Origin of the sequence: Streptomyces sp. enrichment culture (genome assembly GCF_964272855.1) — a bacterium.
Lineage (GTDB): Bacteria > Actinomycetota > Actinomycetes > Streptomycetales > Streptomycetaceae > Streptomyces.
The window spans coordinates 505,954-532,658 of record NZ_OZ186847.1 but is presented as its reverse complement, the minus strand read 5'-3'; the positions used below and the strand labels follow the sequence as shown (position 1 = coordinate 532,658).

26 protein-coding genes are annotated in these 26,705 nt (G+C 72.4%); 16 read left to right on the top strand and 10 right to left on the bottom strand.

All coding sequences use genetic code 11. From position 1 onward, the window contains the following. Positions 1–52: 52 nt before the first annotated feature. Genes ACSU6L_RS02210 through ACSU6L_RS02200 form a run of 3 tightly spaced genes read left to right on the top strand, consistent with a single transcriptional unit; the run spans position 53 to position 2,336 of the window. Positions 53–733, top strand: a complete 681-nt coding sequence (locus ACSU6L_RS02210; protein ID WP_437064727.1) for an ABC transporter permease — start codon at positions 53–55, stop codon at positions 731–733. Continuing rightward, entirely contained in the window at positions 730–1,401 is a 672-nt protein-coding gene (locus ACSU6L_RS02205; protein ID WP_437052945.1) for an ABC transporter permease, read from the top strand. The genes ACSU6L_RS02210 and ACSU6L_RS02205 overlap by 4 nt, the downstream gene beginning before the upstream one ends. Further along, positions 1,398–2,336, top strand: a complete 939-nt coding sequence (locus ACSU6L_RS02200; protein WP_437052943.1) for an ABC transporter substrate-binding protein — start codon at positions 1,398–1,400, stop codon at positions 2,334–2,336. Before ACSU6L_RS02205 ends, ACSU6L_RS02200 begins: the two co-directional genes overlap by 4 nt. Positions 2,337–2,339: 3 nt before the next feature. Here ACSU6L_RS02200 and ACSU6L_RS02195 read toward each other — a convergent pair whose 3' ends face one another. Next, positions 2,340–3,185 carry an NAD(P)H-binding protein gene (locus ACSU6L_RS02195; RefSeq protein WP_437052941.1) on the bottom strand — a complete coding sequence of 282 codons (846 nt, stop codon included), beginning with the start codon at positions 3,183–3,185 and terminating at the stop codon, positions 2,340–2,342. 102 nt (positions 3,186–3,287) lie between these two features. On the opposite strand from ACSU6L_RS02195, the gene ACSU6L_RS02190 reads away from it, so the two are divergent. After that, positions 3,288–3,641 (top strand): winged helix-turn-helix transcriptional regulator, encoded by a 354-nt coding sequence (locus ACSU6L_RS02190; RefSeq protein ID WP_073939934.1) that lies wholly within the window; start codon positions 3,288–3,290, stop codon positions 3,639–3,641. A 79-nt stretch (positions 3,642–3,720) separates the two neighbouring features. Beyond that, positions 3,721–4,110 carry a hypothetical protein gene (locus ACSU6L_RS02185; RefSeq protein WP_437052939.1) on the top strand — a complete coding sequence of 130 codons (390 nt, stop codon included), beginning with the start codon at positions 3,721–3,723 and terminating at the stop codon, positions 4,108–4,110. A gap of 156 nt (positions 4,111–4,266) precedes the next feature. Here the strand turns inward: ACSU6L_RS02185 and ACSU6L_RS02180 are convergent, their stop codons facing one another. From ACSU6L_RS02180 to rhaI, 6 genes are all read right to left on the bottom strand, one after another. Further along, positions 4,267–4,935 (bottom strand): LutC/YkgG family protein, encoded by a 669-nt coding sequence (locus ACSU6L_RS02180; RefSeq protein WP_437052937.1) that lies wholly within the window; start codon positions 4,933–4,935, stop codon positions 4,267–4,269. Continuing rightward, a complete protein-coding gene (locus ACSU6L_RS02175; protein WP_437052935.1) occupies positions 4,932–6,410 on the bottom strand; it encodes a LutB/LldF family L-lactate oxidation iron-sulfur protein in 1,479 nt (492 codons plus the stop codon). Before ACSU6L_RS02175 ends, ACSU6L_RS02180 begins: the two co-directional genes overlap by 4 nt. Further along, positions 6,407–7,162 carry a (Fe-S)-binding protein gene (locus ACSU6L_RS02170; RefSeq protein ID WP_437052933.1) on the bottom strand — a complete coding sequence of 252 codons (756 nt, stop codon included), beginning with the start codon at positions 7,160–7,162 and terminating at the stop codon, positions 6,407–6,409. The genes ACSU6L_RS02175 and ACSU6L_RS02170 overlap by 4 nt, the downstream gene beginning before the upstream one ends. A gap of 114 nt (positions 7,163–7,276) precedes the next feature. Beyond that, positions 7,277–8,713 carry a rhamnulokinase gene (locus ACSU6L_RS02165; protein WP_437064726.1) on the bottom strand — a complete coding sequence of 479 codons (1,437 nt, stop codon included), beginning with the start codon at positions 8,711–8,713 and terminating at the stop codon, positions 7,277–7,279. An 8-nt stretch (positions 8,714–8,721) separates the two neighbouring features. Continuing rightward, positions 8,722–10,761, bottom strand: coding sequence for a bifunctional aldolase/short-chain dehydrogenase (locus ACSU6L_RS02160; protein ID WP_437052929.1), 2,040 nt, complete (start codon positions 10,759–10,761; stop codon positions 8,722–8,724). A 109-nt stretch (positions 10,762–10,870) separates the two neighbouring features. Further along, positions 10,871–12,031 (bottom strand): L-rhamnose isomerase, encoded by a 1,161-nt coding sequence (rhaI, locus tag ACSU6L_RS02155; RefSeq protein WP_437052927.1) that lies wholly within the window; start codon positions 12,029–12,031, stop codon positions 10,871–10,873. 272 nt (positions 12,032–12,303) lie between these two features. On the opposite strand from rhaI, the gene ACSU6L_RS02150 reads away from it, so the two are divergent. The 9 genes from ACSU6L_RS02150 (at position 12,304) to ACSU6L_RS02110 (ending at position 22,148) form a co-directional block, all read left to right on the top strand. After that, on the top strand, positions 12,304–13,821 hold the full coding sequence (locus ACSU6L_RS02150) for a sugar ABC transporter ATP-binding protein (protein ID WP_437052925.1): 1,518 nt from the start codon (positions 12,304–12,306) through the stop codon (positions 13,819–13,821). Beyond that, positions 13,818–14,858, top strand: coding sequence for an ABC transporter permease (locus ACSU6L_RS02145; protein ID WP_437052923.1), 1,041 nt, complete (start codon positions 13,818–13,820; stop codon positions 14,856–14,858). The genes ACSU6L_RS02150 and ACSU6L_RS02145 overlap by 4 nt, the downstream gene beginning before the upstream one ends. Next, positions 14,851–15,837, top strand: coding sequence for an ABC transporter permease (locus ACSU6L_RS02140; RefSeq protein ID WP_437052921.1), 987 nt, complete (start codon positions 14,851–14,853; stop codon positions 15,835–15,837). Before ACSU6L_RS02145 ends, ACSU6L_RS02140 begins: the two co-directional genes overlap by 8 nt. Before the next feature lie 105 nt (positions 15,838–15,942). Beyond that, positions 15,943–17,025, top strand: a complete 1,083-nt coding sequence (gene rhaS, locus ACSU6L_RS02135) for a rhamnose ABC transporter substrate-binding protein (RefSeq protein ID WP_437052919.1) — start codon at positions 15,943–15,945, stop codon at positions 17,023–17,025. 31 nt (positions 17,026–17,056) lie between these two features. Further along, positions 17,057–17,377 carry an L-rhamnose mutarotase gene (locus tag ACSU6L_RS02130; RefSeq protein ID WP_437052917.1) on the top strand — a complete coding sequence of 107 codons (321 nt, stop codon included), beginning with the start codon at positions 17,057–17,059 and terminating at the stop codon, positions 17,375–17,377. Between the two features lie 14 nt (positions 17,378–17,391). Further along, positions 17,392–18,807 (top strand): BNR repeat-containing protein, encoded by a 1,416-nt coding sequence (locus tag ACSU6L_RS02125; protein ID WP_437052915.1) that lies wholly within the window; start codon positions 17,392–17,394, stop codon positions 18,805–18,807. 82 nt (positions 18,808–18,889) lie between these two features. Continuing rightward, positions 18,890–19,915: a LacI family DNA-binding transcriptional regulator gene (locus ACSU6L_RS02120; RefSeq protein ID WP_437052913.1), complete on the top strand. Its 1,026-nt coding sequence runs from the start codon at positions 18,890–18,892 to the stop codon at positions 19,913–19,915. A 148-nt stretch (positions 19,916–20,063) separates the two neighbouring features. Beyond that, entirely contained in the window at positions 20,064–21,365 is a 1,302-nt protein-coding gene (locus ACSU6L_RS02115) for an alpha/beta fold hydrolase (protein ID WP_437052911.1), read from the top strand. 45 nt (positions 21,366–21,410) lie between these two features. Continuing rightward, positions 21,411–22,148 (top strand): PIG-L deacetylase family protein, encoded by a 738-nt coding sequence (locus ACSU6L_RS02110; protein WP_437052909.1) that lies wholly within the window; start codon positions 21,411–21,413, stop codon positions 22,146–22,148. Between the two features lie 38 nt (positions 22,149–22,186). Here the strand turns inward: ACSU6L_RS02110 and ACSU6L_RS02105 are convergent, their stop codons facing one another. Beyond that, complete coding sequence (locus ACSU6L_RS02105; RefSeq protein ID WP_437052907.1) at positions 22,187–22,387, bottom strand: DUF5999 family protein; 201 nt, start codon at positions 22,385–22,387, stop codon at positions 22,187–22,189. A gap of 140 nt (positions 22,388–22,527) precedes the next feature. Between ACSU6L_RS02105 and ACSU6L_RS02100 the strand changes: the two genes are divergently transcribed. Then, positions 22,528–23,358 carry a pentapeptide repeat-containing protein gene (locus ACSU6L_RS02100; protein ID WP_073939918.1) on the top strand — a complete coding sequence of 277 codons (831 nt, stop codon included), beginning with the start codon at positions 22,528–22,530 and terminating at the stop codon, positions 23,356–23,358. A gap of 118 nt (positions 23,359–23,476) precedes the next feature. Next, complete coding sequence (locus ACSU6L_RS02095; RefSeq protein ID WP_437064724.1) at positions 23,477–24,202, top strand: DUF2470 domain-containing protein; 726 nt, start codon at positions 23,477–23,479, stop codon at positions 24,200–24,202. Here ACSU6L_RS02095 and ACSU6L_RS02090 read toward each other — a convergent pair. Together ACSU6L_RS02090 and ACSU6L_RS02085 are read right to left on the bottom strand one after the other, a co-directional pair. Next, positions 24,170–25,372 (bottom strand): lactonase family protein, encoded by a 1,203-nt coding sequence (locus ACSU6L_RS02090; RefSeq protein WP_437052905.1) that lies wholly within the window; start codon positions 25,370–25,372, stop codon positions 24,170–24,172. The two genes, ACSU6L_RS02095 and ACSU6L_RS02090, sit on opposite strands and share 33 nt — an antisense overlap. 51 nt (positions 25,373–25,423) lie before the next feature. Further along, the gene (locus ACSU6L_RS02085; protein WP_437052903.1) at positions 25,424–26,680 is read right to left on the bottom strand and encodes an FUSC family protein; all 1,257 of its coding nucleotides are present in this window, start codon (positions 26,678–26,680) and stop codon (positions 25,424–25,426) included. Positions 26,681–26,705: the final 25 nt, after the last annotated feature.

Here is a 26,705-nt window from a genome sequence, read left to right as displayed (position 1 = left end):
TACGGGGGAGCACAACGTGCCGGCCCTCGCCGCCGCCCGCTGCAATGGACGGGTGACCGCGCCCCCGGACGACTGCCTCGCGCGCAACGAGTGGATCTGCGGCGAGTATCTGACCACCCGCCGCGAGATCCTCCGCGACGCGGTCGTCCAGCACCTCCAGCTGACGTCGGTCTCGGTGCTCATCGGCCTGGCCCTCGCCCTGCCGCTGGCGATGCTGGCACACCGCCGGGGCTGGGCGGCCGGTCCGGTGCTCGCCGTGACGACGATCCTCTACACGATCCCGTCGCTGGCGATGTTCTCCCTGCTCCTGCCGCTGTACGGGCTCTCCGCCACCCTGGTCGTCGCCGGACTGGTGCTGTACTCGCTGACCCTGCTGGTCCGCAACATCCTCGCCGGACTGCGCGCCGTCCCCGAGGACATCCGGCAGGCCGCCCGCGGCATGGGCTACGGGCCCCTCCGCCTCCTGCTCGCCGTGGAGCTGCCGCTCGCCGTGCCCGCCACCATGGCCGGGCTGCGCATCGCCACCGTCTCCGCCGTCTCCCTGGTGACGGTGGGCGCCGTCGTCGGCTTCGGCGGGCTCGGCAACCTCATCTACGCCGGAATGAACACCTACTTCAAGGCCCAGGTGCTCACCGCCTCCGTGCTCTGCGTGGTGATCGCCGTCGTCGCCGACGTCCTGCTGCTGGGCGTCCAGCGGCTGCTCACCCCCTGGACGAGGGCGGGCCGCGGATGAACACCCTCACCGAGGCCTGGGACTGGCTGACCGACCCCGCCCACTGGAGCGGCGCCGACGGCATCGGGCACCGCCTCCTCCAGCACCTGGTCCTCACCGCCGTCTGCCTCGTCGTCAGCTGTCTGATCGCGCTGCCGGTCGCCGTCGTCCTCGGCCACCTCGGCAAGGGCGGGGCGCTCGCCGTCAACATCTCCAACGTGGGCCGTGCGATCCCCACCTTCGCCGTCCTCGTCCTGCTGCTGCTCACACCCGTCGGCCAGTGGGGCGAGGGCCCAACCGTCGTCGCGCTGGTGCTGTTCGCCGTACCGCCCCTGCTCACCAACGCGTACGTCGGAATGCGGGAGGTCGACCGCGGCGTCGTGGAAGTCGCGTACGGCATGGGGATGACGGGGCAACAGGTGATGTTTCACGTGGAACTGCCCCTTTCCCTCCCGATGATCCTCACCGGGGTGCGGATCGCCGCCGTCCAGCTCGTCGCCACCGCGACCATCGCCGCGCTGGCGGGCGGGGGAGGGCTCGGCCGGATCATCACGGCCGGCTTCAACCTCGCCGACACCTCGCAGGTGGTCGCAGGTGCCGTCCTCGTCGCCGCCTTCGCGCTCGTCGTCGAGGGCGTCTTCGCCCTGACCGGACGACTGGCACCGGCCTGGGCCCGGCGGACACGATGAGACTCCGTACGGCCGCGACGGCGGCCCTCCTCCTCGCCACCGCCTGCGCCACCGGCCCCTCCCTGGAGACCCGCGGTCAGGTCACCGCGCCGCCCGGCGACAGCCGGAGCCTGACCATCGGCTCCGCGGGCTTCACCGAGAGCGACCTGCTCGCCCAGATGTACGCCCTGCTGCTGAACCAGGCCGGATACCGCACCTCCCTGCTCACCGTCGCCAACCGCGAGCTGTACGAACCGGCCCTGGAGTCCGGCCGCATCGACGTCGTGCCCGAGTACGCGGCCACGTTCGCCGACTGGCTGAACGCCAAGACCCACGGCCCCGACGCCCCGCCGGCCGGTTCCCCCGACCTCGACACCACCATGACCGCCCTGCGCCGGCTCGCCACCCCCCGAGGACTGACCGTGCTCGACCCCGGCCGGGCCGTCGACCAGAACGCCTTCGCGGTGAGCGCGTCGTACGCCCGCCGGCACCGGCTGAAGACCCTCAGCGACCTCGGTGACTCGGGACTGAAGGTACGGCTCGCGGCGGGCGACGAGTGCGTACGGCGGCCGTACTGCGCACCCGGCCTGAAGGAGACCTACGGCATCGACGTCGTCGCCGTCGACCCCAGGGGCGTCGGGACCACCCAGGCGAAGCGGGCCGTGCAGAGCGGCCGGGACCAGCTGGTGCTGACCACCACGACCGACGCCACCCTCGACGAGTTCGGCCTGGTCCTGCTCGCCGACGACAAGCGCCTGCAGAACGCCGACAACGTCGTCCCGGTCGTCAACCGGGCCCGCGCGGGCGGTGCGGGCGCCACCGAGGCCCTGAACCGGCTCAACGCCGTACTCACGACGGCCGACCTGGCCGCGCTGAACCAGCGGGTCGACAGCTGGCGGCGACTGGCGAAGGACGTGGCGCGCGGCTACCTGGAGGAGAAGAACCTCCTGAAGTAGACCTCACCGGAAGGCGGCGGCGTTCCGCCGCGCCCACTCGGCGAACGTACCCGGCGCCCGGCCCAGCACCCGCTCCACATCCGGCCCGACCCGCTGCTCGGCCGGGGTGGGCGAGCCCAGGATGGACAGCGTCGTCTCCACCACGTCCGCCGGCATGAACGCCGCCATCCCGGCCGCCGCCTCCTGCCGGGACAGCTCCACGAACCGCACCGGCTCGCCCAGCGCGGCACCGATGGCCGCCGCCTGCTGCCGGGGCGTGACGAGAGCGGGGCCGGTCAGCTCGTACACCTCCCCGGCGTGACCGTCCTCCCGCAGCGCCGCCGCGGCGACCCCGGCGATGTCGTCCGGATCGACCACCGGCAGACCGACGTCACCGAACGGCGCGGCCACCGTGCGGCCGGTGCGCACCGACTCGGCCCAGGCGTAGGCGTTGGAGGCGAACCCCCCGGGGCGCAGGATCGTCCAGTCCAGGCCCGACCCCCGCACCGCGTCCTCGATGGCCCGCGCGACAAGCCCGTGCGAGGCGGACCCGGGCCGCGTCGCCACACCCTGCGACGACAGCAGCACGACCCGCCGCACCCCGGCGCTCTTGGCGACGTCCAGCACCTCGCCGGTGCGCAGCAGATGCGCGACGGCACCGCCGTTCTGCAGGAACAGCGCCTCGGCGCCGTCGAGGACCGGCCGCAGGCTCTCCGCGTCCGTCAGATCGGCCTGCCGCTGCCGCACCCCCTCGGGCACGTCGGCCGCCGTGATCCCGCGCGACGTCGCCGTCACCTCCGCGCCCGCCGCGGCCAGTACCCCAACCAGCGCGCGCCCGACGTTGCCGGTCGCCCCCGTCACCACGTACATGTCCAACTCCCTTGCCGATGTGCCTGCTTGATGACGAGGCGACGCTAACAGCACCGATATAGTAGATACCTAGAGGAAAGTGACTACCCCGAAGGAACGCGCATGGTGGACGACCCCGAGCTCGCCTGTCCGATCTCCCCGGTCGTGGACATCGTCTTCAGCCGCTGGACCACCCCGATCCTGTGGTCCCTGCACACCCACGGCCGCCAGCGGTTCGTCGAACTCGAACGCCGGATCACCGCGATCACCCCCAAGGTGCTCACCCAGCGGCTGCGTCAGCTGGAGCGCGACGGACTCGTCATCCGCACCTACCACCCGGAGGTGCCGCCGCGCGTCGAGTACGAGATCAGCGACCTCGGCCGCAGCCTCGCCCCGCTCTTCGCCCACCTCGCCGAGTGGGCCGGCGACAACTTGGAGAAGGTGGAGCGGGCCCGGCGGGCCTACGACGGGGACTGAGTAGTTCCGTTTTTGAGCAGACGGCACACCACCCCGCGAAGTAAGGCGCAGGACCGTTCTTGGCGCCGTTCCACCGGCCATGACGGCGGGGATCGCCGGCGCCGGCAGCGCCGCGGCCGCCCCGGGCCGTGACGAGGCCACCGTCACCGGCCTGACCGTCGAGCACCGCACCGATCCGCTCGGCGTCGACGCCCCCAGACCCCGCTACGGCTGGCGGATGGCGTCCGCGACGCGCGGCCGCCGCCAGAGCGCGTACCGGATCCTGGCGGCGACCTCCCGCGGACGGCTGCGCCCGGGCCGCGCCGACGTCTGGCACAGCGGCCGGATCACCGGCCCCGACTCGGTCGCCGTACGCCACGGGGGCGAGCCACTGCGCCCCTCCACCGCTACCACTGGACGGTCCAGGTCTGGGACGAGAACGGCCACCGCGCCGACGCCCCGCCCGCCGCCTTCGAGACCGGCCTGCTGAGCACCGACGGCGTCACCGGCTGGGACGGCGCCCGCTGGCAAGGCACCCGGCAGCCCCGGCGCCCCGCTGCTGTGCCGCCGGGCGGAACTGCGCGAGGGGCGTCGAGTTCCTCGGATTCGAGGACGGCACCACCTCCTACCGGCTGCCGTCCGGACGCTACGAGGTGACGTCCGCGCTCGGCTGACCGGCCACCAGCACCACCTCCAGGGTGCGCGGACCGTGCACCCCCTCGACCCGGTCCAGCTCGATGTCGCTGGTCGCCGACGGACCGGAGATCCACGTCAACGGGCGGGCCGGGTCGAGACGCCGCAGGGCCTGCGGCACGGAGGAGACGACCTGCTCGGGGACCCGCACGACACAGATGTGGTGGTCCGGCACGAGCGTGATGCGGCGACGGCCCTGGTCCGGGCCGCCGTCCAGGACGATCGTGCCGGTCTCGGCGATCGCCACCGCGCACGCCGTGACCACGCTGTCCACCCGGTCCAGCTCGTGCGGCGTCGACCCGGCCCGGTCCGCCACCCGCTCCGCCCCGGACGCCGCGAGCCAGGCCGGATCGAGGCCCGGCGGCACCAGCACCGTCCGCGAGCCGTGCCCGGACAGCAACCCGGCGATCACCGACGGCAGCTCGTCGGCCGCGCACCGGTGCACGAGCGCCCGGTAGTCCGCCAGGTTCTCGGCGAGCAGACCGACCGTCTCCTCGACGGTGCGCCCGCCGTGCTCCCGCAGATAGTCCCGCACGACCGCCCGCTCGTACGGCGTGTCCTCGCGCGGTACGTCGGCCAGCGCCCGCCGGACCCGGCCCAGGATCCGCTCCCTGCTGCTCACTTCGCGCCCTTCCTTCCCCCGTGCGTCCGCTGCCACCAGTCCCGGAACGGCTCCGCCGGCACCGGCGGCAGATCCCGGGTACCGCTCCACGCCCGGCCCGGACCGGGCAGCGTGCGCGGATGGAGCCGGCGGGTGCGGGAGGCGACGCGCTGCCCGGTGCGCAGGGCGCCGGGCCGGGACAGCGCCCAGCGGGCCGCCCGCATCGCCGCCCGCTCGGCCGCGTGCCCCTTCGCCGGGCGCAGCACCACCCGGTTGCCCTCGCGGGTCACCGGGCCGCCCTGGGCGACCCGCTCCCGCAGATGCACCAGCACCTCGGGGATGTCGATGGCGACCGGGCACACCTCGTAGCAGGCGCCGCACAGCGACGACGCGTACGGCAGCGAGGCGTCGATGTCGCTGCCGGTGCCCCGCAGCTGGGGGCTGAGGATGGCGCCGATGGGGCCCGGGTAGACCGAGCCGTAGGCGTGGCCGCCGGCCCGCTCGTACACCGGGCACACGTTCAGACAGGCCGAGCAGCGGATGCAGCGCAGGGCCTGGCGGCCGACCTCGTCGGCGAGGGTGTCGGTGCGGCCGTTGTCGAGCAGGACCAGGTGGAAGACCCTCGGCCCGTCCTCGTCCGTCGTACCGGTCCACGTGCTCGTGTACGGGTTCATCCGCTCGGCGGTGGAGGAGCGGGGCAGGGTCTGGAGGAAGACCTCCAGGTCCCGCCAGGTCGGCACGATCTTCTCGATGCCGACCACCGAGATCAGCGTCTCGGGCAGGGTCAGGCACATCCGGCCGTTGCCCTCGGACTCCACGACCACCAGCGTGCCGGTCTCGGCGACCATGAAGTTGGCGCCGGAGACGCCGACCTTGGCGCGCAGGAACTTCTCCCGCAGGTGCAGGCGGGCCGCCTCGGCGAGTTCGGCGGGGGTGTCGGTCAGCCCGTCGGGGGCGGGACGGCCCCACTCGCCCATCTCGCGCGCGAAGATGTCCCGGATCTCACCGCGGTTGCGGTGGATCGCCGGGACCAGGATGTGCGACGGCCGGTCCTTGCCCAACTGCACGATCAGCTCGGCGAGATCGGTCTCGTAGGCGCGGATGCCCGCCGCCTCCAGGGCCTCGTTGAGCCCGATCTCCTGCGTGGCCATCGACTTGACCTTGACGACCTCCGACTCCCCGGTCGCCTTGACCAGTTCGGTGACGATCCGGTTGGCCTCGTCGGCGTCCGCGGCCCAGTGGACCACACCGCCGGCCGCCGTGACCGACTCCTCCAACCGGACCAGGTACTCGTCGAGATGACGCAGCGTATGGTCCTTGATCCGCTTACCGGCCTCGCGCAGCTCCGCCCAGTCCTCGACCTCGGCGACCGCCCTGGCCCGCTTGGCGCGGATCGTGTGGGTGGCGTGCCGCAGATTGCCGCGCAGCGTCGTGTCGCGCACCGCCTCGTGCGCCGCCGCCGGGAAGGCCGGTATGCCGACGAAGGTTCCGCTCATGCCAGGGGCTCCTCTTCCGTGCTCGCCAGGATCTCCGCGATGTGCACCGGGCGCACACCCGACCGCAGCCGGGTCAGGGTGCCGCCGAGGTGCATCAGACAGGAGTTGTCGGCCGCGCACAGCACCTCCGCGCCGGTCGACTCGGCGTTGCGCACCTTGTCGGCACCCATCGCCGCGGAGACGTCGGAGTTCTTCAGCGCGAACGTGCCGCCGAACCCGCAGCACTCCTCCGCGCCCGGCAGCTCCACCAGCTCCAGCCCCTTCACCGCCTCCAGCAGCCGCCGCGGCCGGTCGCCGAGCCCCAGTCCGCGCAGCCCGTGACAGGTCGGGTGGTAGGTCACCGTGTGCGGGTAGTACGCGCCGACGTCCGTCACCCCCAGCACGTCCACCAGGAACTCCGTCAGCTCGTACGTCTTCGGCACCACCGGCGCCAGCGTCGCGGCCAGCGCGTCCCCGCGGCCCTCCGCGCGTGCCCGCTCACCCATCCGCGGATACAGCTCCCGCACCATCGCCCCGCACGACCCGGACGGCGTCACGATCGCCTCGTACTCCCCGAACACGTCGGCGAAGTGCCGCGCCAGCGGCTCCGCCTCGTGCCGGTAGCCGGTGTTGTAGTGGGCCTGCCCGCAGCACGTCTGGGCCATCGGGAAGTCGACCTCCACGCCCAGCCTGGTCAGCAACTTCACCACGGCACGCCCGGTGTCCGGATAGAGCGTGTCGTTGACACAGGTCAGGAACAGAGCGACACGCATCGCGGCTCCTCGGGGTCGATCATCGGATGGGTGCAGGGTAGTGCGGGGGTGACGGGGACGACAGCAGGCCCGGCCCCGGCCCGCCGGGGGAGGGCGGGCCGGGGCGGCCGGCGGTCAGCGCGCGGCGAGTCGGTCCTGGGCCGCGCGCCAGCGGGCGGTGTCGCCGCGCGGTTCGTAGCGGGTGAGCGGCTGGGTGCGGGTGAGCAGCCGGCGCATGTCGGCGCGGTCGCCGACCAGTTCATGGGCGCGCGCCTGCACCAGCACGTTGCCGAGCGCCGCCGCCTCGGTGGGCCCCGCCACCACCGGCAGCCCGCACGCGTCGGCGGTCAGCTGGCACAGCAGCGCGTTGCGCACCCCGCCGCCGACGACGTGCACCACGTCGACGGAGTGCCCGGCGAGCCGCTGCGCGTCCTCGACCGCCCGGCGGTGGGCGAGCGCGAGCGAGTCGAGGATGCACCGGGTGACCTCGGCGGGCGACTCGGGCACCGGCTGCCCCGACGCCCGGCACGCCTCGGCGATCCGCTCCGGCATCCGTCCCGGCGCGAGGAACGCCGCGTCCCCCGCGTCCACCACCGACCGCAGCGCCGGCACCACGGCGGCCGCCCGCAGCAGCTCGCCCAGATCCGGCTCGCCCCAGGCCCGTACGCACTCCTGGAGCAGCCACAGGCCCATGATGTTCCGCAGATAGCGGACCGTGCCGTCCAGCCCCAGCTCGTTGGTGAAGTTGGCGGCGCGGCTCTCCTCGGTCAGCACGGGCGCCGTCAGCTCCAGCCCGGCCAGCGACCAGGTGCCGGTGCAGATGTACGCGAACCGCTCACCGGTCGCCGGGACGGCCGCCACCGCGGACGCCGTGTCGTGCGAGCCGACCGCCGTCACCGGCACGGGACCGGTCAGCCCGGTCTCCTCCAGCACCTCCGCGCGCAGCACGCCCGCGGGATCGCCGGGCTGCCGCAGCGGCGCGAACAGGCTCAGGTCGATGCCGAGCCGCGCCGCCACGTCGTACGACCAGTCGCGGGTACGCGGGTCGACGAGCTGGGTGGTGGAGGCGTTGGTCAGCTCGGTGCCCTGCTCGCCGGTCAGCCAGTAGGCGATCAGATCAGGGATCAGCAGCAGCCGCTTGGCGTGGGCGAACTGCGCGGACGAGCGGGCGGCGGTCAGCTGATACAGCGTGTTGAACGGGGCGTACTGAAGCCCCGTCGCCGCGTACAGCTCGGCCGCCGGCACGGTGGTCCACACCGACTCCGCGATGCCCTCGGTGCGCGTGTCCCGGTAGTGCACCGGGTTGCCGAGCAGCGCCCCGTCCGCGTCCAGCAGACCGTAGTCCACGGCCCAGCTGTCGATGCCGACGGAGTCCACCCGGCCGGCCGCCCGCAACCCCTCCAGCACCCCGGCGTACAGCCCCGGCACGTCCCAGCGCAGCCCCTCGGGCAGCCGCACGGGCCGGTTGGGGAAGCGGTGCGCCTCGGTGAGTCCCAGTTCGTGCCGGCCGACGCGGCCGACCATGACACGCCCACTGGACGCGCCGAGGTCGACCGCGGCGTACGACTTCACGAGCGCGCTCACCGCAGGAAGGCGGCGGCGACGCCCGCGTCGACCGGGACGTGCAGACCGGTGGTGTGCGTCAGGTCCCCGCCGGTCAGCGCGAACACGGCGTTCGCCACGTGCTCCGGCAGCACCTCGCGCTTCAGCAGCGTCCGCTGGGCGTAGAACTCACCCAGCTTCTCCTCCGGCACCCCGTACACGGCGGCCCGCTGGGCGCCCCAGCCGCCGGCGAAGATGCCCGAGCCGCGCACCACACCGTCCGGGTTGACGCCGTTGACGCGGATGCCGTGCTCGCCGAGCTCGGCGGCGAGGAGGCGCACCTGGTGTGCCTGGTCGGCCTTGGTGGCCGAGTAGGCGATGTTGTTGGGACCGGCGAACACGGCGTTCTTGCTGGCGATGTAGACGATGTCACCGCCGAGCCCCTGCGCGGTCATCACCCGGGCCGCCTCCCGCGACACCAGGAAGGAACCGCGGGCCATGATGTCGTGCTGGAGGTCCCAGTCCTTCGCGGAGGTCTCCAGCAGCGGCTTGGAGATGGAGATCCCGGCGTTGTTGACCACCAGGTCCACCCCGCCGAAGGCCAGCACACCCGCCCGGAACGCCTCGGCGATCTGCTCCTCCGAGGTCACGTCCACGGTCACGGCGACGGCCTTGTCGGGCCCGCCCAGCTCCTCGGCCACGGCCGCCGCGTTCTCCGCGTTCAGATCGGCGACGACGACGCACGCGCCCTCGGCGGCCAGCCGGTGCGCGATCGCCCTGCCGATCCCGCTGCCCGCACCGGTCACCAGCGCCACCCGCGTCGCCAGCGGCTTCGGCTTCGGCATCCGCTGGAGCTTGGCCTCCTCCAGCGCCCAGTACTCGATGCGGAACTTCTCCGACTCCTCGATCGGCGCGTACGTCGAGACCGCCTCGGCGCCCCGCATCACGTTGACGGCGTTGACGTAGAACTCGCCCGCCACCCGGGCGGTCTGCTTGTCCTTGCCGAAGCTGAACATGCCCACCCCGGGGATCAGCACGATCGCCGGGTCGGCGCCGCGCATGGCGGGGGAGCCGGGCTCGGCGTGCCGGTCGTAGTAGGCGGCGTACTCCTCGCGGTACTCGGCGTGCAGCTCCTTCAGCCGCGCGACCGCCTCCTGAAGCGGCGCGGCCGGCGGCAGGTCGAGGACCAGCGGACGGACCTTGGTGCGCAGGAAGTGGTCGGGGCAGGAGGTGCCGAGCGCGGCGAGCCTCGGGTGCTCGGCGCGGGCCAGGAAGTCCAGCACCACGTCGCTGTCGGTGAAGTGTCCGACCTGCGGCCTGTCCTGCGAGGCGACGGCCCGTACGTACGGCGCCAGCGCCGCCGCCCGCTCCCGCCGCTCGGCCTCGCCCAGCGCCTCGTAGCCCTCGATCACGGGCCCGAACGGCTCCGCCTTGCCGCGCTCCGCGAGGAACGCCTCCGCGGTGCGGATGATGTGCAGCGAGTTCCGCTCGCACTCCTCCGCGGTGTCGCCCCACGCCGTGATCCCGTGCCCGCCGAGCACACACCCGACGGCCTGCGGGTTGGCCTCCTTGACGGCCGCGATGTCCAGGCCCAGCCGGAACCCGGGCCGCCGCCACGGCACCCACACCACGCTGTCCCCGAAACACTCGGCGGTCAGCTTCTCCCCGTCGGCCGCGCAGGCCAGCGCGATCCCGGAGTCGGGGTGCAGATGGTCGACGTGCGCGGCGTCGACCAGGCCGTGCATCGCGGTGTCGATCGACGGGGCCGCCCCGCCCTTGCCGTGCAGGCAGTAGTCGAACGCGGCGACCATCTCGTCCTCGCGCTCCACGCCGGGGTACACGTCGACGAGCGCCCGCAGCCGGTCCAGCCGCAGCACGGCCAGCCCCGCCTCGGTGAGCGTCCCGAGGTCACCGCCGGACCCCTTCACCCACATCAGCTCCACGTCCCCGCCGGTGACGGGATCGGTCTCGGTGCCCTTGGCGGACGCGTTGCCGCCGGCGTAGTTGGTGTTACGGGGATCGGACCCGAGCCGATGGGAACGGGCGAGCAGAGCGGCGGCTTCAGGATGAGTAGCCATGACTATCGGTTCCTTCTGAGAGAGGGTGCGTACGGAAAGGGGTGCGGGGAACTGCGCGACCAGCCACGGTCGGCGTGCAGTGCGAACGACACGGAAACCAGGCAGACGCTCACGCCCCCCACCCCGCCTGCTGCCCACCGACTCGCTCAGCCACGATCTTCTCGGCCCACCCGGACTTCCGATAAGCCGCCATCGGGTCCGGCTCCAGCCCCATCTCCTCCCGCAGCTCCCGCAGCAACGGCCGCACATCCGTGTCGTACGCGTCCATCAGCACCGCGTTGGCCTCCAGCACATCGCCGGAGGCCTGCGCGACGGCCAGCGCGTCACCGTCCACGAGCAGCGCCTTCGCCGTGGCCTCCTGCACGTTCATCACCGACCGGATGATTGCCGGGATCTTCGCCTCGATGTTGTGGCACTGGTCGAGCATGAACGCGACCTCGGGCGTGAACCCCCCGCCCCGGACCACCTCGTACATGATCCGGAACAGCTGGAAGGGATCCGCCGCACCCACCATCAGGTCGTCGTCGGCGTAGAACCGCGAGTTGAAGTCGAACCCGCCGAGCTTCCCCTCGCGCAGCAGCGTCGCGACGATGAACTCGATGTTGGTGCCGGGCGCGTGGTGCCCGGTGTCGACGACGACCTGCGCCTTCGGCCCGAGCTTCAGGCAGTGCGCGTACGCCGTGCCCCAGTCCGGCACGTCCGTCGTGTAGAAAGCCGGCTCGAAGAACTTGTACTCCAGCAGCATCCGCTGCCCGTCGCCGAGCCGCTCGTACACCTCGGCCAGCCCCTCGGCGAGCCGGTCCTGGCGGGCGCGGATGTCGTCCTGCCCGGGGTAGTTCGTGCCGTCGGCGAACCACAGCTTCAGGTCCTTGGAACCCGTCGCGTCCATGATGTCGACGCACTCCAGCAGATGGCGGACGGCCTTGCGCCGCACCGCCGCGTCGGGGTGGCAGATGCTGCCCAGCTTGTAGTCGTCGTCCTGGAAGGTGTTGGAGTTGATCGCGCCCAGCCGCAGGCCGCGCTCCGCGGCGTGCCCGGCGAGCGCCGCGTAGTCGTCGACCTTGTCCCACGGGATGTGCAGGGCCACGGTCGGGGCGACGCCCGTGAACTCGTGCACCTTCGCCGCGTCGTCCAGCTTCTCGCGCGGATCGCGGGGCACGCCCTTCTGGGCGAACACCTTGAAACGGGTCCCGGAGTTCCCGTACGCCCACGACGGCGTCTCGACGGCCTGGGTCCTGAGCGCGGCCTTCACCGCGGCGACATCGGTCACTGCTGGGCTCCTGTTGCTACACGGGTTGCTGCTACGGATTCAATGAAACGATTCAGAACGGCAAGCTATGAGCCACCCGAAGGGGTGTCAAGCGGTCTGGCCAACCCCGCTCGTCGTGACCCCACCGTGACCTTCGACTATCGAAATTTTTTCGACACTGCCCCATTGACGCGACAAGCCCGGCCCGCCTAACGTCCCGGCAACCCAGTTGAAACCTTTCACGACGCCGTGCGGGCCGCCTCGCCGATCCCACGCGTCGTCGAGGAGCCCCCATGACCCACCCGTCCGACACGGGGCCGACCCCGGTGCTCGCGCTCCAGGGCATCTCCAAGTCCTTCGGCGCCGTACGCGCCCTGCGGGACGTGTCCCTGGAGCTGTTCCCCGGCGAGGTACACGCCCTCGCCGGGGAGAACGGCGCGGGCAAGTCGACCCTCATCAAGACGCTCGCCGGAGTGCACCGGCCGGACGCCGGCCAGGTGCTGCTCGACGGCGCGCCCGTCGTCTTCCACGGCCCCGGCGACGCCCGCGACGCCGGAATCGCCGTGATCTACCAGGAGCCCACGCTCTTCCCCGACCTGTCGATCGCCGAGAACATCTTCATGGGCCGCCGGCCCCGGCGCGCCCTCGGGCGCATCGACCACAGGGCCACCCACGCCACCACCGCCGCACTGATGCGGCGCCTCGGCGTCGACCTCGACCCCGACCGCCCGGCCCGCGGACTGTCCATCGCGGACCAGCAGATCGTGGAGATCGCCAAGGCGCTCTCCTTCGACGCCCGCGTCCTGATCATGGACGAGCCGACCGCCGCGCTCACCGGCAGCGAGGTCGCCCGCCTCTTCGGCGTCGTCCGCACCCTCAGGGAACAGGGCGCCGCCGTCCTGTTCATCTCGCACCGGCTGGAGGAGATCTTCGAGATCTGCCAGAAGGTCACCACCCTGCGCGACGGCGCCTGGATCGCCAGTGAACCCCTCGCCGGCATGACCGAGGACGACCTGGTGCGCCGGATGGTCGGCCGCGACCTCGACGAGCTGTACCCGAAGCAGGAGGTGGCACCCGGCGAGGTCGCGCTCAGCGTGCGCCGGCTGACCCGTGAGGGCGTCTTCACCGACGTCTCCTTCGAGGTGCGGCGCGGCGAGATCGTCGGCCTCGCCGGACTGGTCGGCGCCGGCCGCACCGAGGTCGCCCGCGCCGTCTTCGGCGTCGACCGCCGGGACGCCGGAGAGGTCACCGTGGACGGCAGGGCCCTGGCCAACGGCGCCCCCTCCACCGCCATGGCCGCCGGGCTCGCCCTCGTCCCCGAGGACCGCCGCGCCCAGGGCCTGGTGATGGACATGTCCATCGAGCGCAACATCGGCCTCACCGGCCTGCGCACGACGGTCAGGGCCGGCCTGATGGACCGGGGCGCCGAACGCAGCCGCTCCCTGGACTGGGCGGTCAGGCTCCAGGTGAAGTACGCCCGGATCGCCGACGCCGTCTCCACCCTGTCCGGCGGCAACCAGCAGAAGGTCGTCCTCGCCAAGTGGCTCGCCACCCGGCCCAAGGTGCTGATCGTCGACGAGCCCACCCGGGGCATCGACGTCGGCACGAAGGCCGAGGTGCACCGCCTGCTGTCGCAGCTCGCCGCCGACGGCGTGGCCGTCCTGATGATCTCCTCCGACCTGCCCGAGATCCTCGGCATGGCCGACCGCGTGCTGGTGATGCACGAGGGCCGGCTGACCGCCGAGATCCCACGCTCCGACGCCACCGAGGAAACCGTGATGGCCGCAGCCACGGGGAGGGCCGCCGCGTGACGGTGACCACCCCTCAGCCAACCCCCGTGACGGACGTGCCGAAGTCGAGCGGCACCCGTCTGGTCGACCGCGTCTTCAAGATGCGCGAGCTCGCCATCCTGCTCGTCTTCCTGGTGATGATCGCCGTCACCCAGGCCGGCAACAGCGAGTTCCTGTCCGAGCAGGGCATCAAGGACCTGCTGCTGAACGCCACCATCCTGGTCCTGGTCGCCACCGGCCAGTCCCTGGTGGTGATCACCCGGAACGTCGACCTGTCGGTCGGGTCCACCCTGGGCATCAGCGCCTTCGCCGCCGGAACGTACCTCCAGGGCGGCGGGAACTCCGTCGTGGCCGTCGTCCTCGCCGTGCTGACGGGCGTCGGATTCGGCCTGCTCAACGGACTGCTGGTCAGCCTAGGCCAGGTGCCCGCGCTCGTCGTCACCCTCGGCACCCTCTACGTCATCCGCGGCATCGACTCCATCTGGGTCGGCTCCCGGCAGATCACCGCGGCCGACCTGCCCGGCGGCTTCGTCGACTTCGGCTCCGGCGGCGTCTCCGCCGTGCCGTACCTCGCGCTGATCGCGCTCGCCGTGCTGGTGGCGACCGCGTACTACCTCAAGCACTTCGGCAGCGGCCGCGAGCTGTACGCGCTCGGCTCCAACCCCGAGGCCGCCCGGCTCGCCGGCATCCCCGTGCGCAAGCGGATCCTCGCCGCGTACACCTTCTGCGGCGCCCTCGCCGGCCTCGCGGGCGCCCTGTACCTGGCCCGCTTCGGCAACGTCGACTCCGGCACCGGCAACGGCTACGAACTCACCGTCGTCAGCGCGGTCGTCGTCGGCGGCGTGGTCTTCACCGGCGGCTCCGGCAGCGTCTACGGCGCGGCCCTCGGAGCGCTGCTGCTGACCTCTATCAACAGCGTGCTGCCCGCCCTCGGCGTCAGCTCGGTCTGGGTGCTCGCCATCAACGGCATCCTGCTCATCCTCGCCATCGCGGTCGACCGCGTCGTCGCGCTGCGGGTGGCCAATGCCCTGAAGAAGAGGAACGCCCGCCATGCCTGAGTCCCTGACGAGCGTGAGCCGTTGGTCCGCCCTGAAGAGGTGGGACTCAGCCGTCGGTGCGCTCCTGATCGTCCTGCTGCTGTTCTCGTTCTCCTTCGTCGACGGCTTCGGCAACGCGCTGAACCTGTCGTTCCTGATCGGCAACACCCTGCCCATCGCGCTGATCGCGCTGCCGATGACCCTGCTCGTCGTCTCCGGCGAGATCGACCTCTCCGTCGCCTCCACCGCCGGGCTGTCCGGCGCGGTGATGGGAGCGCTGTGGAACCAGGGCATGGCGATCGAGACGATCATCCCGCTGTGTCTGCTGCTCGGCGTGGTCTGCGGGCTGATCAACGGCCTGCTCGTGACCAGGCTCGGGCTGCCGTCCCTCGCCGTGACCATCGGCACCCTCGCCGCCTACCGGGGCATCGCGCAGATCGTGCTCGGCTCCGATGCCGTGACCGACTTCCCCGCCCAGTACCTGGACTTCGCGGCCGGCCGCATCGGCGACACGTTCGTCCCGTACGCGTTCCTGCCGTTCCTGGTGCTGCTGGCGATCGCCGTGATCGCGCTGCACGCGACGCCGTTCGGGCGGTCGCTGTTCGCGATCGGGGCGAGCGAGGAGGCCGCGCGGTTCGCCGGGATCCGGGTCAAGCGGCAGAAGCTGATCCTGTTCACGCTGACAGGCCTGATGGCCTCGCTCACCGGTGTCTTCTGGGCTCTGCACTACGCCAGCGCGCGCTACGACAACGCGACAGGGCTCGAACTCTCCGTCGTCGCGGCCGTGTTGCTCGGCGGTATCGACTTCGACGGCGGCAAGGGGACGCTCGGCGGTGCGATCGCCGGTGTCTTCCTGCTGGGCGCTCTGCAGAACGTGATGAGCCTCCAGGACGTCTCCGCGCAGTCGCAGATCGTCGTCACCGGTGTGCTGCTCGTCCTCTCCGTGCTCGGGCCCCGGGTCGCGCGGCAGATCGCCGTGGCAAGAGCGGCAGTTCGTTAGCTGCGGGCCGTCCGTGGCTTGTCGCGCCCACGCGGCGGAGCCGCATGTCGACACAGCCCCGCGCCCCTCACGGCATCCACTCATCCCATGTCCAAAGGACCCACCATGTGTAAGTCATCCCTCCGTCGTACCGTCGCGGCCCTCGCCGCCGTCACCTCCCTCGCCCTCGCCGCCACCGCCTGCGGCGGCACCACCAAGGAGGACGTGAAGAACGAGGGCGGCTCGGCCGCCGCCGCCGGCAAGGCCGATCCGAACGCCGAGCTGAAGAAGGGCCTCACCGTCGGGTTCCTGCCCAAGCAGGTGAACAACCCGTACTTCACCACCGCCGACAAGGGCGGCGAGAAGGCGCTGAAGGAACTGGGCTCCAGCTACAAGGAGGTCGGGCCGTCCAGTGCCACCGACACCTCCGGGCAGGTCTCCTACGTCAACACGCTCACCCAGCAGCAGGTCGACGCGATGGCCGTCTCGGCGCAGGACCCCGGTTCCCTGTGCACCGCGCTGAAGCAGGCCATGAGCAACGACATAAAGGTCGTCACCTACGACTCCGACACCAAGCCGGACTGCCGCAACGCCTTCGTCTCGCAGGCGTCCGCCGAGGACCTGGGCCGCACGGAAGTGCAGTTGCTGGCCGAGCAGATCGGCTACAAGGGCGAGATCGCGATCCTGTCCGCCGCGCAGACCGCGACCAACCAGAACACCTGGATCGAGTTCATGAAGGACGAGCTCGAGGATCCGAAGTACAAGGACATGAAGCTGGTGAAGGTCGCGTACGGCAACGACGACGCCCAGCAGTCCTTCCAGCAGACCCAGGGCCTGCTCCAGGAGTACCCGAACCTGAAGGGGATCATCTCCCCGACCACCGTCGGTATCAAGGCCGCCGCCCAGTACCTGTCGGGCTCCAAGTACAAGGGCAAGGTCAAGCTGACCGGCCTCGGCACCCCGAACGACATGCGCAAGTACGTCAAGAACGGCACCGTCGAGGCGTTCGAGCTGTGGGACCCGGCCAAGCTCGGCGAACTGGCCGCCCGCACCGCCGTCGCCCTGGCCTCCGGGCAGATCACCGGCAAGGAGGGCGAGACCTTCACCGCCGGCGGCATGGGCGAGTACACCATCGGCAAGGACGGCGTGATCAGCCTGGGCAAGCCGACCGTGTTCGATGCCGAGAACATCGACGACTACGACTTCTGAGCCCCTTCGCCCTCTTTGGAGCTGGTACTTCATGCAGCGCGTCTGCTTCCTGCTCAAGGTCCGCCAGGACAAGATCGCCGAGTACCGCGAACGCCACGCCGCCGTGTGGCCGGAGATGCTCGACGCCCTCTCCGCCACCGGCTGGCACAACTACTCGCTCTTCCTGCGCGACGACGGCCTGCTCGTCGGCTACCTGGAGACCGAGGACTTCCAGGCCGCCCTCGCCGGCATGGAGGCCACGGACGTCAACGCCCGCTGGCAGGCGGAGATGGCCCCCTTCTTCGAGTCGCTGGACGGGGCCCGGCCCGACGAATCCATGAAGCCGCTCACCGAGGTCTTCCACCTCGCCTGACCTGGAGCTCCCGGATGAGAAGACGCACCGTGCTCGCCACCGCCCTGGCAGCCGCCGCGGCCGCCACCCCCGGCGTCGCGCGGGCCGCCGCCCCCGGCCCCTCGCTCACCCCGGCGGGAACCACCACCCTGGACAGCCGGGCGATCTACTTCGTGTCCTACGACGGCCTGGTCAACAACAACTCCTTCCAGAAGAACGGCCTGCTGACCTACAAGGGCCACCAGTACGCCGTCTGGTACACCGCCGACCGCAACGCCGTCGTCGGCCGCCGCGCCCTCGGCTCCGGCACCTGGCAGACCGCCGAGGCCGGCCACACGCTGCGCTACGACGACTCCCACAACGTCATCTCCATGGGCGTCTCGAAGACCGACGGCCGACTGCACCTCAACATGGACTCCCACAGCGACGGCTTCACCTACGTCAAGTCCGCGGCAGGACTCATGGACGACCCGTCCGGCACCGGCTGGACCGCGAGCCGCTTCGGCGCGCCCCAGAGCACACTCGACGGGCTCGCCCTCACCTCGCGGTTCACCTACCCGCAGTTCGTCGCCACCCCCGAGGGCCGGCTCCAGCTCAGCTACCGCGCCGGCGTCTCCGGCAACGGACGCAACGCCCTCGCCGAGTACGACGGCACCAGGTGGACGGCGCTGGGGGAGTGGACCGGCTCGACCGGCACGTACACCAGCGAGCACGGCTCGTCCACCGCCCGCAACATGTACCTGCACGGCATCGACTACGACCGCCACGGCCGGCTGCACGCCTTCTTCACCTGGCGGGAGCAGAACGGCGCGGTGATGTGCGCGAGCGGCGGGATCACCAACCACGACACCGGCTACGTGTACTCCGACGACCGGGGCCGTACCTGGCGCAACGGCCAGGGTGCGGTCGTCGGCGTCACCGGGGGTTCCGACCGGGTCTCCGTGACCGACGCGGGTCTGGTCGTGGACCCGCTGAACCCCGATCATTCCCTGATGAACCAGGAGAGCCAGTCCACCGACTCGGCCGGCCGGCCGCACACGATCATCTCCTACGTGCCCGGCCGCTTCGGCCAGTGCACCACGGACTACGTCGCCGACCGCACCGCGAACGGCCGCGCCTTCCACGTGCGCCGCGACGCCTCCGGCAGCTGGCGGAAGACGGAGATCCCCGTCCCGCTGAACTCGAGCCAGCGCACCAAGCTGGTCCTGGACGGGTACGACAACGCGTACGCGGTCCTCCCGTACGGCAGGATCGCCGCGGCCTCCGCCGCCTCCGGGTACACCGACTGGCGTCAGCTGTACGACGGCGCGGGGCTCGACGCCTTCGGCGAGGTGGTCGTCGACGAGACACGGATCGCGCAGGACGGTGTGCTGTCCGTGATGTACCAGGAGAAGTCCAGCGGTACGACCCCGTCGGCGCTCCGCGTCGCCGACTTCCGCCTGCCCGCCTGACCGAGGCCGCTCCGGGGCGGCGGCATGACGGTAGTGTGAAGGCCTTCCCGCCGCCCCTCGTCTCCATGGAGGTCCCTGCCTGATGGCCCAGTCGGTGGGTATCAAGGACGTCGCCCGCGCCGCCGGAGTCTCCGTGGGTACGGTGTCGAACGTCATCAACCGCCCGGACACGGTCGCCACCGAGACCCGGGCGCGCGTGCTGTCCGCGATCGACCGGCTCGGCTACGTCCGCAGCGAGTCCGCCCGTCAGCTGCGCGCGGGCCGCAGCCGGATCATGGGGCTGCTCGTGCTCGACATGGGCAACCCCTTCTTCGTCGACGTCGCCCGCGGCGCCGAGCGCGCCGCCCGCGAGGCGGGGCTCGGCGTCATGGTCTGCAACAGCGCCCAGAACCCCGGCGAGGAGGCCGAGTACCTGTCCCTCTTCGCCGAGCAGCGGGTGCGCGGCGTGCTGCTCACCCCGGCCGACGCGACCGGGCGGAACATCGGTGCCTTCCGCCGCCACGGCATCCCGTTCGTGCTGGTCGACCGGGTCGCCGAGGGCACCACCGAATGCTCGGTCTCCGTCGACGACGTGGCGGGCGGCGCGCTGGCCGTGCGGCATCTCGTCGACGCCGGGCACCGGTCCATCGCGTACGTCAGCGGGCCGCCCGGCCTGAACCAGGTCCGCGACCGCCGCACCGGCGCGCTGACCGCGCTCGCCGAGGCGGGCCTCGGACCGGAGGCGCTGCGGGAGCTGCCCACCGAACGCCTCGACGTCGCCGCGGGCCGGGACGCCGGGGCCCGCCTCCTCGGCCTCACCGACCGGCCGACCGCCGTGTTCTGCGCCAACGACCTGCTGGCCCTCGGCGTGCTCCAGGCCATGTACGCGGCCGGGGTGAGCGTGCCGGACGAGCTCGCCATCGTCGGCTACGACGACATCGAGTTCGCCGCCGCCGCGGCGGTCCCGCTCACCTCGGTGCGGCAGCCCGCCGTCACCATGGGCGCCCTCGCCGCCGAGCTGCTGCTGGAGGAGACCGAGACGGACACCGGCCGCCGCCCGCACGAACACCGCCGGGTCGTCCTCCAGCCGGAGCTCGTGGTCCGCCGCTCCAGCCTGGCGGGACGCTGAACGGCCGGTCCGCGGCCGCGCGTTCGCGAGGACCCGGGCCCGCTGAACAGGCGTTCAGCAACAGCTCTTGTTCCCCGCCCCCACCCGGCCGCCGGACATGTGCTGAACTGGGACGCGATCACCATCGCCGTCCGTACCGGGAGACCCGTTGAGCGTCAGCTACCGCCAGCCCGGCGTCGTCCTCACCGACCGCCGCTTCACCGTGCCCCTCGACCACGCCGACCCGGCGGGGGAGACGATCGAGCTCTACGCGCGGGAGGTCGTCGCCGGCGACAAGGCGCACCAGGACCTGCCCTGGCTGCTCTACCTCCAGGGCGGACCCGGCTTCGGCGCGAACCGGTTCGTCGGCAGGCAGGCCTGGCTCGGCCGCGCCCTGAAGGAGTACCGCGTCCTCCTGCTCGACCAGCGCGGAACCGGCCACTCCACACCGGCCAACCGCCAGACCCTCCCGCTGCGCGGGGGCCCCGCCGAGCAGGCCGACTACCTCGCCCGGTTCCGCGCGGACGCGATCGTGAAGGACTGCGAGCTGATCCGCCGTGAGGTCACCGGCGGCGCCCCCTGGACCGTCCTCGGACAGAGCTTCGGCGGCTTCTGCACGGTGAACTACCTCTCCACCGCCCCGGAAGGCCTGGCCGCCGCCGTCGTCACCGGGGGACTGCCGTCCCTGGACGCCCACGCCGACGACGTCTACCGGGCCGCCTACCCGCGCATCGAACGCAGGGTCGCCGCGCACTACGCCCGCTACCCGCAGGACGCCGAGCGGGCCCGCCGGATCGCCGACCACCTGCTGAGCCACGACGTGGTCCTGCCGAACGGCTACCGGCTCACCGTCGAGGCCTTCCAGTCCCTCGGCATCCTCCTCGGCGGCAGCGAGGGCAGCCACCGCCTGCACTTCCTGCTGGAGCACGCCTTCGTCCGCACCCCGCAGGGCCCGGCGCTGTCCGACGCCTTCCAGGAGGAGGCGCAGGGCCTGCTGTCGTACGCCGGACACCCCCTGTACGCCCTCGTCCACGAGGCGATCTACGGCCAGGACGAGCGGCCCACCGCCTGGGCCGCCGAGCGGGTGCGCGCCGAGTTCCCGCAGTTCGACGCGGCCAAGGCGCTCGCGGGCGACGGGCCGCTGCTGTTCACCGGCGAGTGCGTCTACCCCTGGATGTTCGAGACCGACCCGGCGCTGCGCCCCCTGCGCGAGACCGCCGAACTCCTCGCCGCCCGCACCGACTGGACACCGCTGTACGACCCCGCCCGGCTCGCCGCCAACGAGGTGCCGGTCGCGGCGGCGATCTACCACGACGACATGTACGTGGACACGGCCCACTCCCTGGAGACCGCACGGGGGATCAGGGGCCTGCGCACGTGGGTGACGGACGAGTTCGAGCACGACGGGGTGCGGGCGGGGGGCCCGCGCGTGCTGGACCGGCTCCTGGCCCTGGCGCGGGACGAGGCCTGAGCGAACGCCCCGGGGGCGCGGCTCTCCTTCGCTACTCTGCGAGCCATGACAGAGATCACCCAGCTGACGTCGATGCCCGAGGACTGGACCCGCGCCCTCGCGGTCGTGGCACACCCGGACGACCTGGAGTACGGCTGCTCCGCCGCCATCGCCCAGTGGACGGCGGCCGGCCGTGACGTCGCCTACGTCCTCGCCAGCCGAGGCGAGGCCGGCATCGACACGCTGGACCCGGCGGAGTGCGGCCCGCTGCGCGAGCGGGAGCAGCGGGCCGGTGCCGCGGCCGTCGGCGTGTCGTCGGTGGAGTTCCTGGACCACCGCGACGGCGTCATCGAGTACGGCACCGCCCTGCGCCGCGACATCGCCGCCGCGATCCGCCGGCACCGGCCCGAGCTGGTGATCACCCTCAACCACCGGGACACCTGGGGCGGCGTCGCCTGGAACACCCCGGACCATGTCGCCGTCGGCCGCGCCACCCTGGACGCGGCCGGCGACGCCGGGAACCGCTGGATCTTCCCCGAGCTGGTCGAGCAGGGCCTCGAGCCGTGGGACGGGGTGCGCTGGGTCGCCGTCGCGGGTTCCGCCACGCCCACCCACGCCGTGGAGGCGACGGCGGGACTGGAGGCGGCGGTGCGCTCCCTGCTGGAGCACCGCGCGTACATAGAGGCGCTGACGGACCAGGACCCCGAGACGTACGTCCGGGAGTTCCTGGCCACGACCACCGCGGAGGCGGGGGAGCGGTTCGGCGGGAGGCCGGCGGTGGCGTTCGAGCTGTTCCCGCGCTGAGCTGTTCCGCGCTGAGCCGTTCTCCCGCTGACCGGACGTCAGAGCGCGGTCGTCAAAGCGCCGGTGGCGCGGCGGGGGCGGACCACCCGGCCGTCCGGCAGCAGCTCACCGGTGTCGTCGAAGACGATGGTGCCGTTGCACAGCAGGGTCCAGCCCTGTTCGGGATGGGCCGAGACGGTCACGGCCAGACAGTGGTCCGGGCTGTCGGAGGTGGGGCAGGGCGGCTGGTGGCTGCACATGGCGTCTCCTCGATGCGACCGTGGGTCGGCTGCTGTCTCCGTAGTAGCCGAGGATGTTTTCCGTTGGATGAGAGGCCCCCCACACCGGCGGAAACTCGTCGGTGAGTTTTCGCTCCGGGCGCCCGTCTAGGGTGGAGCGCATGCGTGATCACGAAGGCGACCTGGCCGAGCTGCGCGGCGACTGCGGCAGCTGCTTCGGCCTGTGCTGCGTCGCCCTGCCCTTCGCCGCCTCGGCGGACTTCGCCCGGGACAAGGCGGCCGGCGAGCCGTGCCCCAACCTCCGGGACGACCACCGGTGCGGCATCCACGACCGGCTGCGGAACAAGGGATTCACCGGCTGCACGGTCTACGACTGCTTCGGCGCCGGGCAGAAGGTGTCCCAGGTCGTCTTCGGCGGCGAGGACTGGCGCGCCGGCTCCCGCGAGCACTCGCGCCGGATGTTCGAGGTCTTCCCCGTCGTCCGCCAGCTCCACGAACTGCTCTGGTACCTCACCGAGGCCCTGACCCTGCCCGCCGCCCGTCCGCTCCACGCCGAGCTGCGCCGACTGAGGGAGCGGACCGAGGAACTGACCCGGCAGAGTCCCGAGGAGATCGCGGCGCTGGACGTCGCCGCCCACCGGCAGGAGGTCAACGTGCTCCTGCTGAAGACCAGCGAGCTCGCGCGGGCGGGCACGCGCGGGCGCAAGAAGGACCGCCGGGGCGCGGACCTGATGGGCGCCCGCCTCAAGGGCGCCGACCTGCGGGGTGCCAGCCTCCGCGGCGCCTGGCTGATCGCCGCCGACCTGACCGGCGCCGATCTGCGCGGCGCGGATCTGATCGGCGCCGATCTGCGGGACGCCGACCTCACCGACGCCGATCTCACCGGCGCCTTCTTCCTGACCCAGCCGCAGGTGAACGCGGCCCGCGGCGGGCCGGGCACCCGGCTGCCGCGCTCGGTGACCCGCCCGGCGCACTGGACCGGAGCGGCCTGAACCGCGCGCTCCGCCGACGCGCCGGTGATCCACGTTTTGCCGCGCGTGGTTGGCGTACACCTCGATCTTCGATAGGTTAGGTGAGCCTTACCTAAGGAGGATTCGGATGGGTGACGGGATGGAAGACGGCCACGTCTGGGCGGCCGTGCCCGCCGCGGCGGAGCGCGCCCGGTCGGTGCTGGCCGCCGCGTGGTCGTGCGCGGTGGCAGCGGAGGGCGTCCGCGAGGAGCTGGTCGGCGCGCACACCGTGACCGAGGACGGCAGAGTGATCCTGCACGTGTCCGACGACAGCGCCCTGCTCGCCGCCGCGATCTGCGCGCCGCGCGGCGAGCCGTCCGCCGTCCTGGAGTTCGCCGACGTCGCCCCCGTCCCGCTGCGCAACCGGATCCGCGCCCGGCTGTCGCTCGCCGGCTGGTTCACCGTCCGGGACGGCGCCCTCGTCTTCCAGGCCGGCCGCGTCATGCTGCACCGCACCGCGGGCCTCGATCTGATCGACCTCGACGAGTTCGCCACGGCCGCCCCCGACCCGCTGGCCACGGCCGAGGCCCGGCTGCTGACCCACCTGGCCGACGCCCACCCAGACGCCGTCGAGCGGCTCACCCGGCTCGTCGAGCCGGGCAGCCTGCACGGCGCCCTGCGGGTGCAGCCGCTCGCCGTCGACCGGCACGGGCTGACCCTGCGCATCGAACGCCGCCGCGCCCACGGCGACGTACGCCTGGCCTTCCACCGGCCCGCCGACGACGTCGCGCAGCTCACCGAGCGGATGCATGTGCTGCTGTCCCAGGCGAGCGCCGCGAACTGCCCGCGCACGCTACAGCGGCAGCGCGCAGACGGCGACGGGTGAGGCGTACGGCTCGCCCGCGAGCCGCAGCCCGCCGCTCGCGCGGTCCACGTGGAAGACGGAGACCGTGCCGGACCGCTGGTTCGCCGTGAACAGCAGCCGCCCGTCCGGCGAGAAGGCGATCTGCCGCGGGAAGTCCCCCGCCACCGGCACCGTGCCGAGCAGCCGCAGCCGCGCCCCGTCGTCCTCCACCGCGTACCGGGCCAGACTGTCGTGCCCGCGGTTGGCGAGAAACGCGTACGCGCCGTCCGCGGTGACCAGGATCTGCGCCGGATAGTTGGTGACATCGCCGTCCGCGCCCGTGGACTGCCCCTCGCCGATGTCCAGGCGGCCGGTGTCCGGGTCGTAGGCGCAGACCGCGACCGTGTCGTCGGCCTCGTTGGCCAGATAGGCGTACCGGCCGCCGGGATGGAAGGTCAGGTGCCGCGGACCGGCGCCCGGCCGGGTGCGGGCCCGCGCGACCTCCGTGAGCGTGCCCTTCCGCTCGTCGAGGCGGTACGTGTACACCGTGTCGGTGCCGAGGTCCACGGCGAGCACATGGCCGCTGTCGGGGCTGGTGAGGATCTGGTGGGCGTGCGGCCCGTCCTGCCCCGGCCCGGGCGCGGGACGCGAGTGCGTGACGAGGCCGGTGCGCTCGCCCGGCGCGCCCGAGGAGTCGATCGGGTGCACGGCCACGCTTCCCGAGGCGTAATTGGCGCTGAGCAGCCAGCGGCCGCCCGGATGCACCGACAGATGGCACGGGCCAGCGCCGCCGCTGCTCCGGCTGCCGAGTATCTTCCGGTCGGCGAGCCGTACGGCGGTCACCGCGCCGTCCGCCCGCTCGCTCACCGCGTACACGACGCTTCCGTTCGGATGCGCGGCGAGATACGACGGATCGGCCACCCCCGTGAGCGTGCCGGACGCGCTCACACGGCCGGTCGCCGGGTCGTACGAGGCCACCGTGATGCCGGTGCCGCCGCCCTCGGCGGAGGTGTACGTGCCCAGGTACAACGGCCGGGGACCGGGTCGGGGCGGGGACGAGGACGGGTACGGGGACGGTCGGTGGGATTCCTTGCCCGGGGTGCCCGGTCGTCCCCCGGGCGCGTCGCCCTCCGCTCCCGGCGAGGCCGAGCAGGCGGCCGCCGCGGGGAGCGCGGCGAGCGTGCCCAGGAAGCGGCGCCTGCTGAAGCCCATCGATTGTCCACCTCGGTTCGTCGGCCGGTGTTCCGCTGCCGCCCCACCGTCTCATGTGGTGCGGCGGCGGGCCGCGGCCAGCCGGTCCCGCAGCCGCCGACGGGTGATGCGCGCCCGGTCCCGCAGCCGGGTCAGCCACGGCCGGCGTTCGCGCTGCTCCCGGGTGCTGCGGTCCAGCTCCTCCAGCAGCCGGCGCGAGCGGTGCTCGATGTCCAGTTCGTCGATGATGCGGTTCGCCTCGGCCAGCACCGCGCCGTGCAGCTGCCACTGCCGGGGATCGCGGCGCACCTCCTCCAGCAGCATGTCGGCCAGCTTGTCGCGAGTGGCCGTCGCCCTGTGCAGCTCGGCGGCCAGCCGCTCCTCGGCCGACTCCGCGTTGCTGCTGACATGGGTGGTGACCAGAACCGAGAAGCTGACGATCGCGTCCGCGATCTCGGCCAGCAGCTGCTCCACCACGGCGCCGGTCTCCGGCTCGAACAGCGGCTCCGGCTCCCGCTCCTTCGCCAGGTCGGTGAGGGAGCGCGCGATCACCCGCAGCACGACCGTGCAGATCTCCAGCGTGTCCAGGCCGGTGCGCAGCACGATCCGGTGCAGCAGGCCCTCGCGCACCCTGGGGTTGAGTCGCAGGCTGTCCTCGGCCTGCCGCAGCGCCGCGTCCACCTGCACGATGTCGTGGTCCAGCCGGCGGGCCTCGTGCAGCCGCTCGGCCGCCCGCTCCACCGGGGTGCGGCCCGCCGCCTCCTCGCCGACCCGCAGCATCAGCTGCCGCATCCGGCGTGCCAGCCCCTCGATCGACTCGCCCGCCTCGCCCACCCACACGGGCGGCGGGAGCAGCACGTTGCAGGCGAGCCCCACGACCGCGCCGATCAGCGTCTCCAGGACCCGCGCCCACGCGTACTCCCCGACGGCGGTGACACCGAGGACCAGCATCGCGCTGATCGCCACCTCCGCCACGTACTCGTCGACCCGCACCAGATGGCCCACCGCCAGCGCCACCATGATCACCAGCGCCAGGCTCCACCAGGTCAGACCCACCAGGAGGCTGAAGGCGATGGCGACCAGCACCCCCGCCACGACGGAGTTCACCCGGCGGATGCCGTTGGTGAGGGTGGCGTAGAGGGTGACCTGGACGACCAGCAGGGCGGTCAGCGGCGCGGTGAGCGGGGCCGCCTCGGGGCTCAGCCGCAGCGCGATGACGTATGCGACGGTCGCGGCGAACGTCGAGCGCAGGGCCTGGACGACCACCGGGTCACGACGCCGCTGCACCCATCGCACGACAGGACCCGGCCACTCACGTACATCTCGCATCCCTTGCGCTGTTCCCCGTCACTGT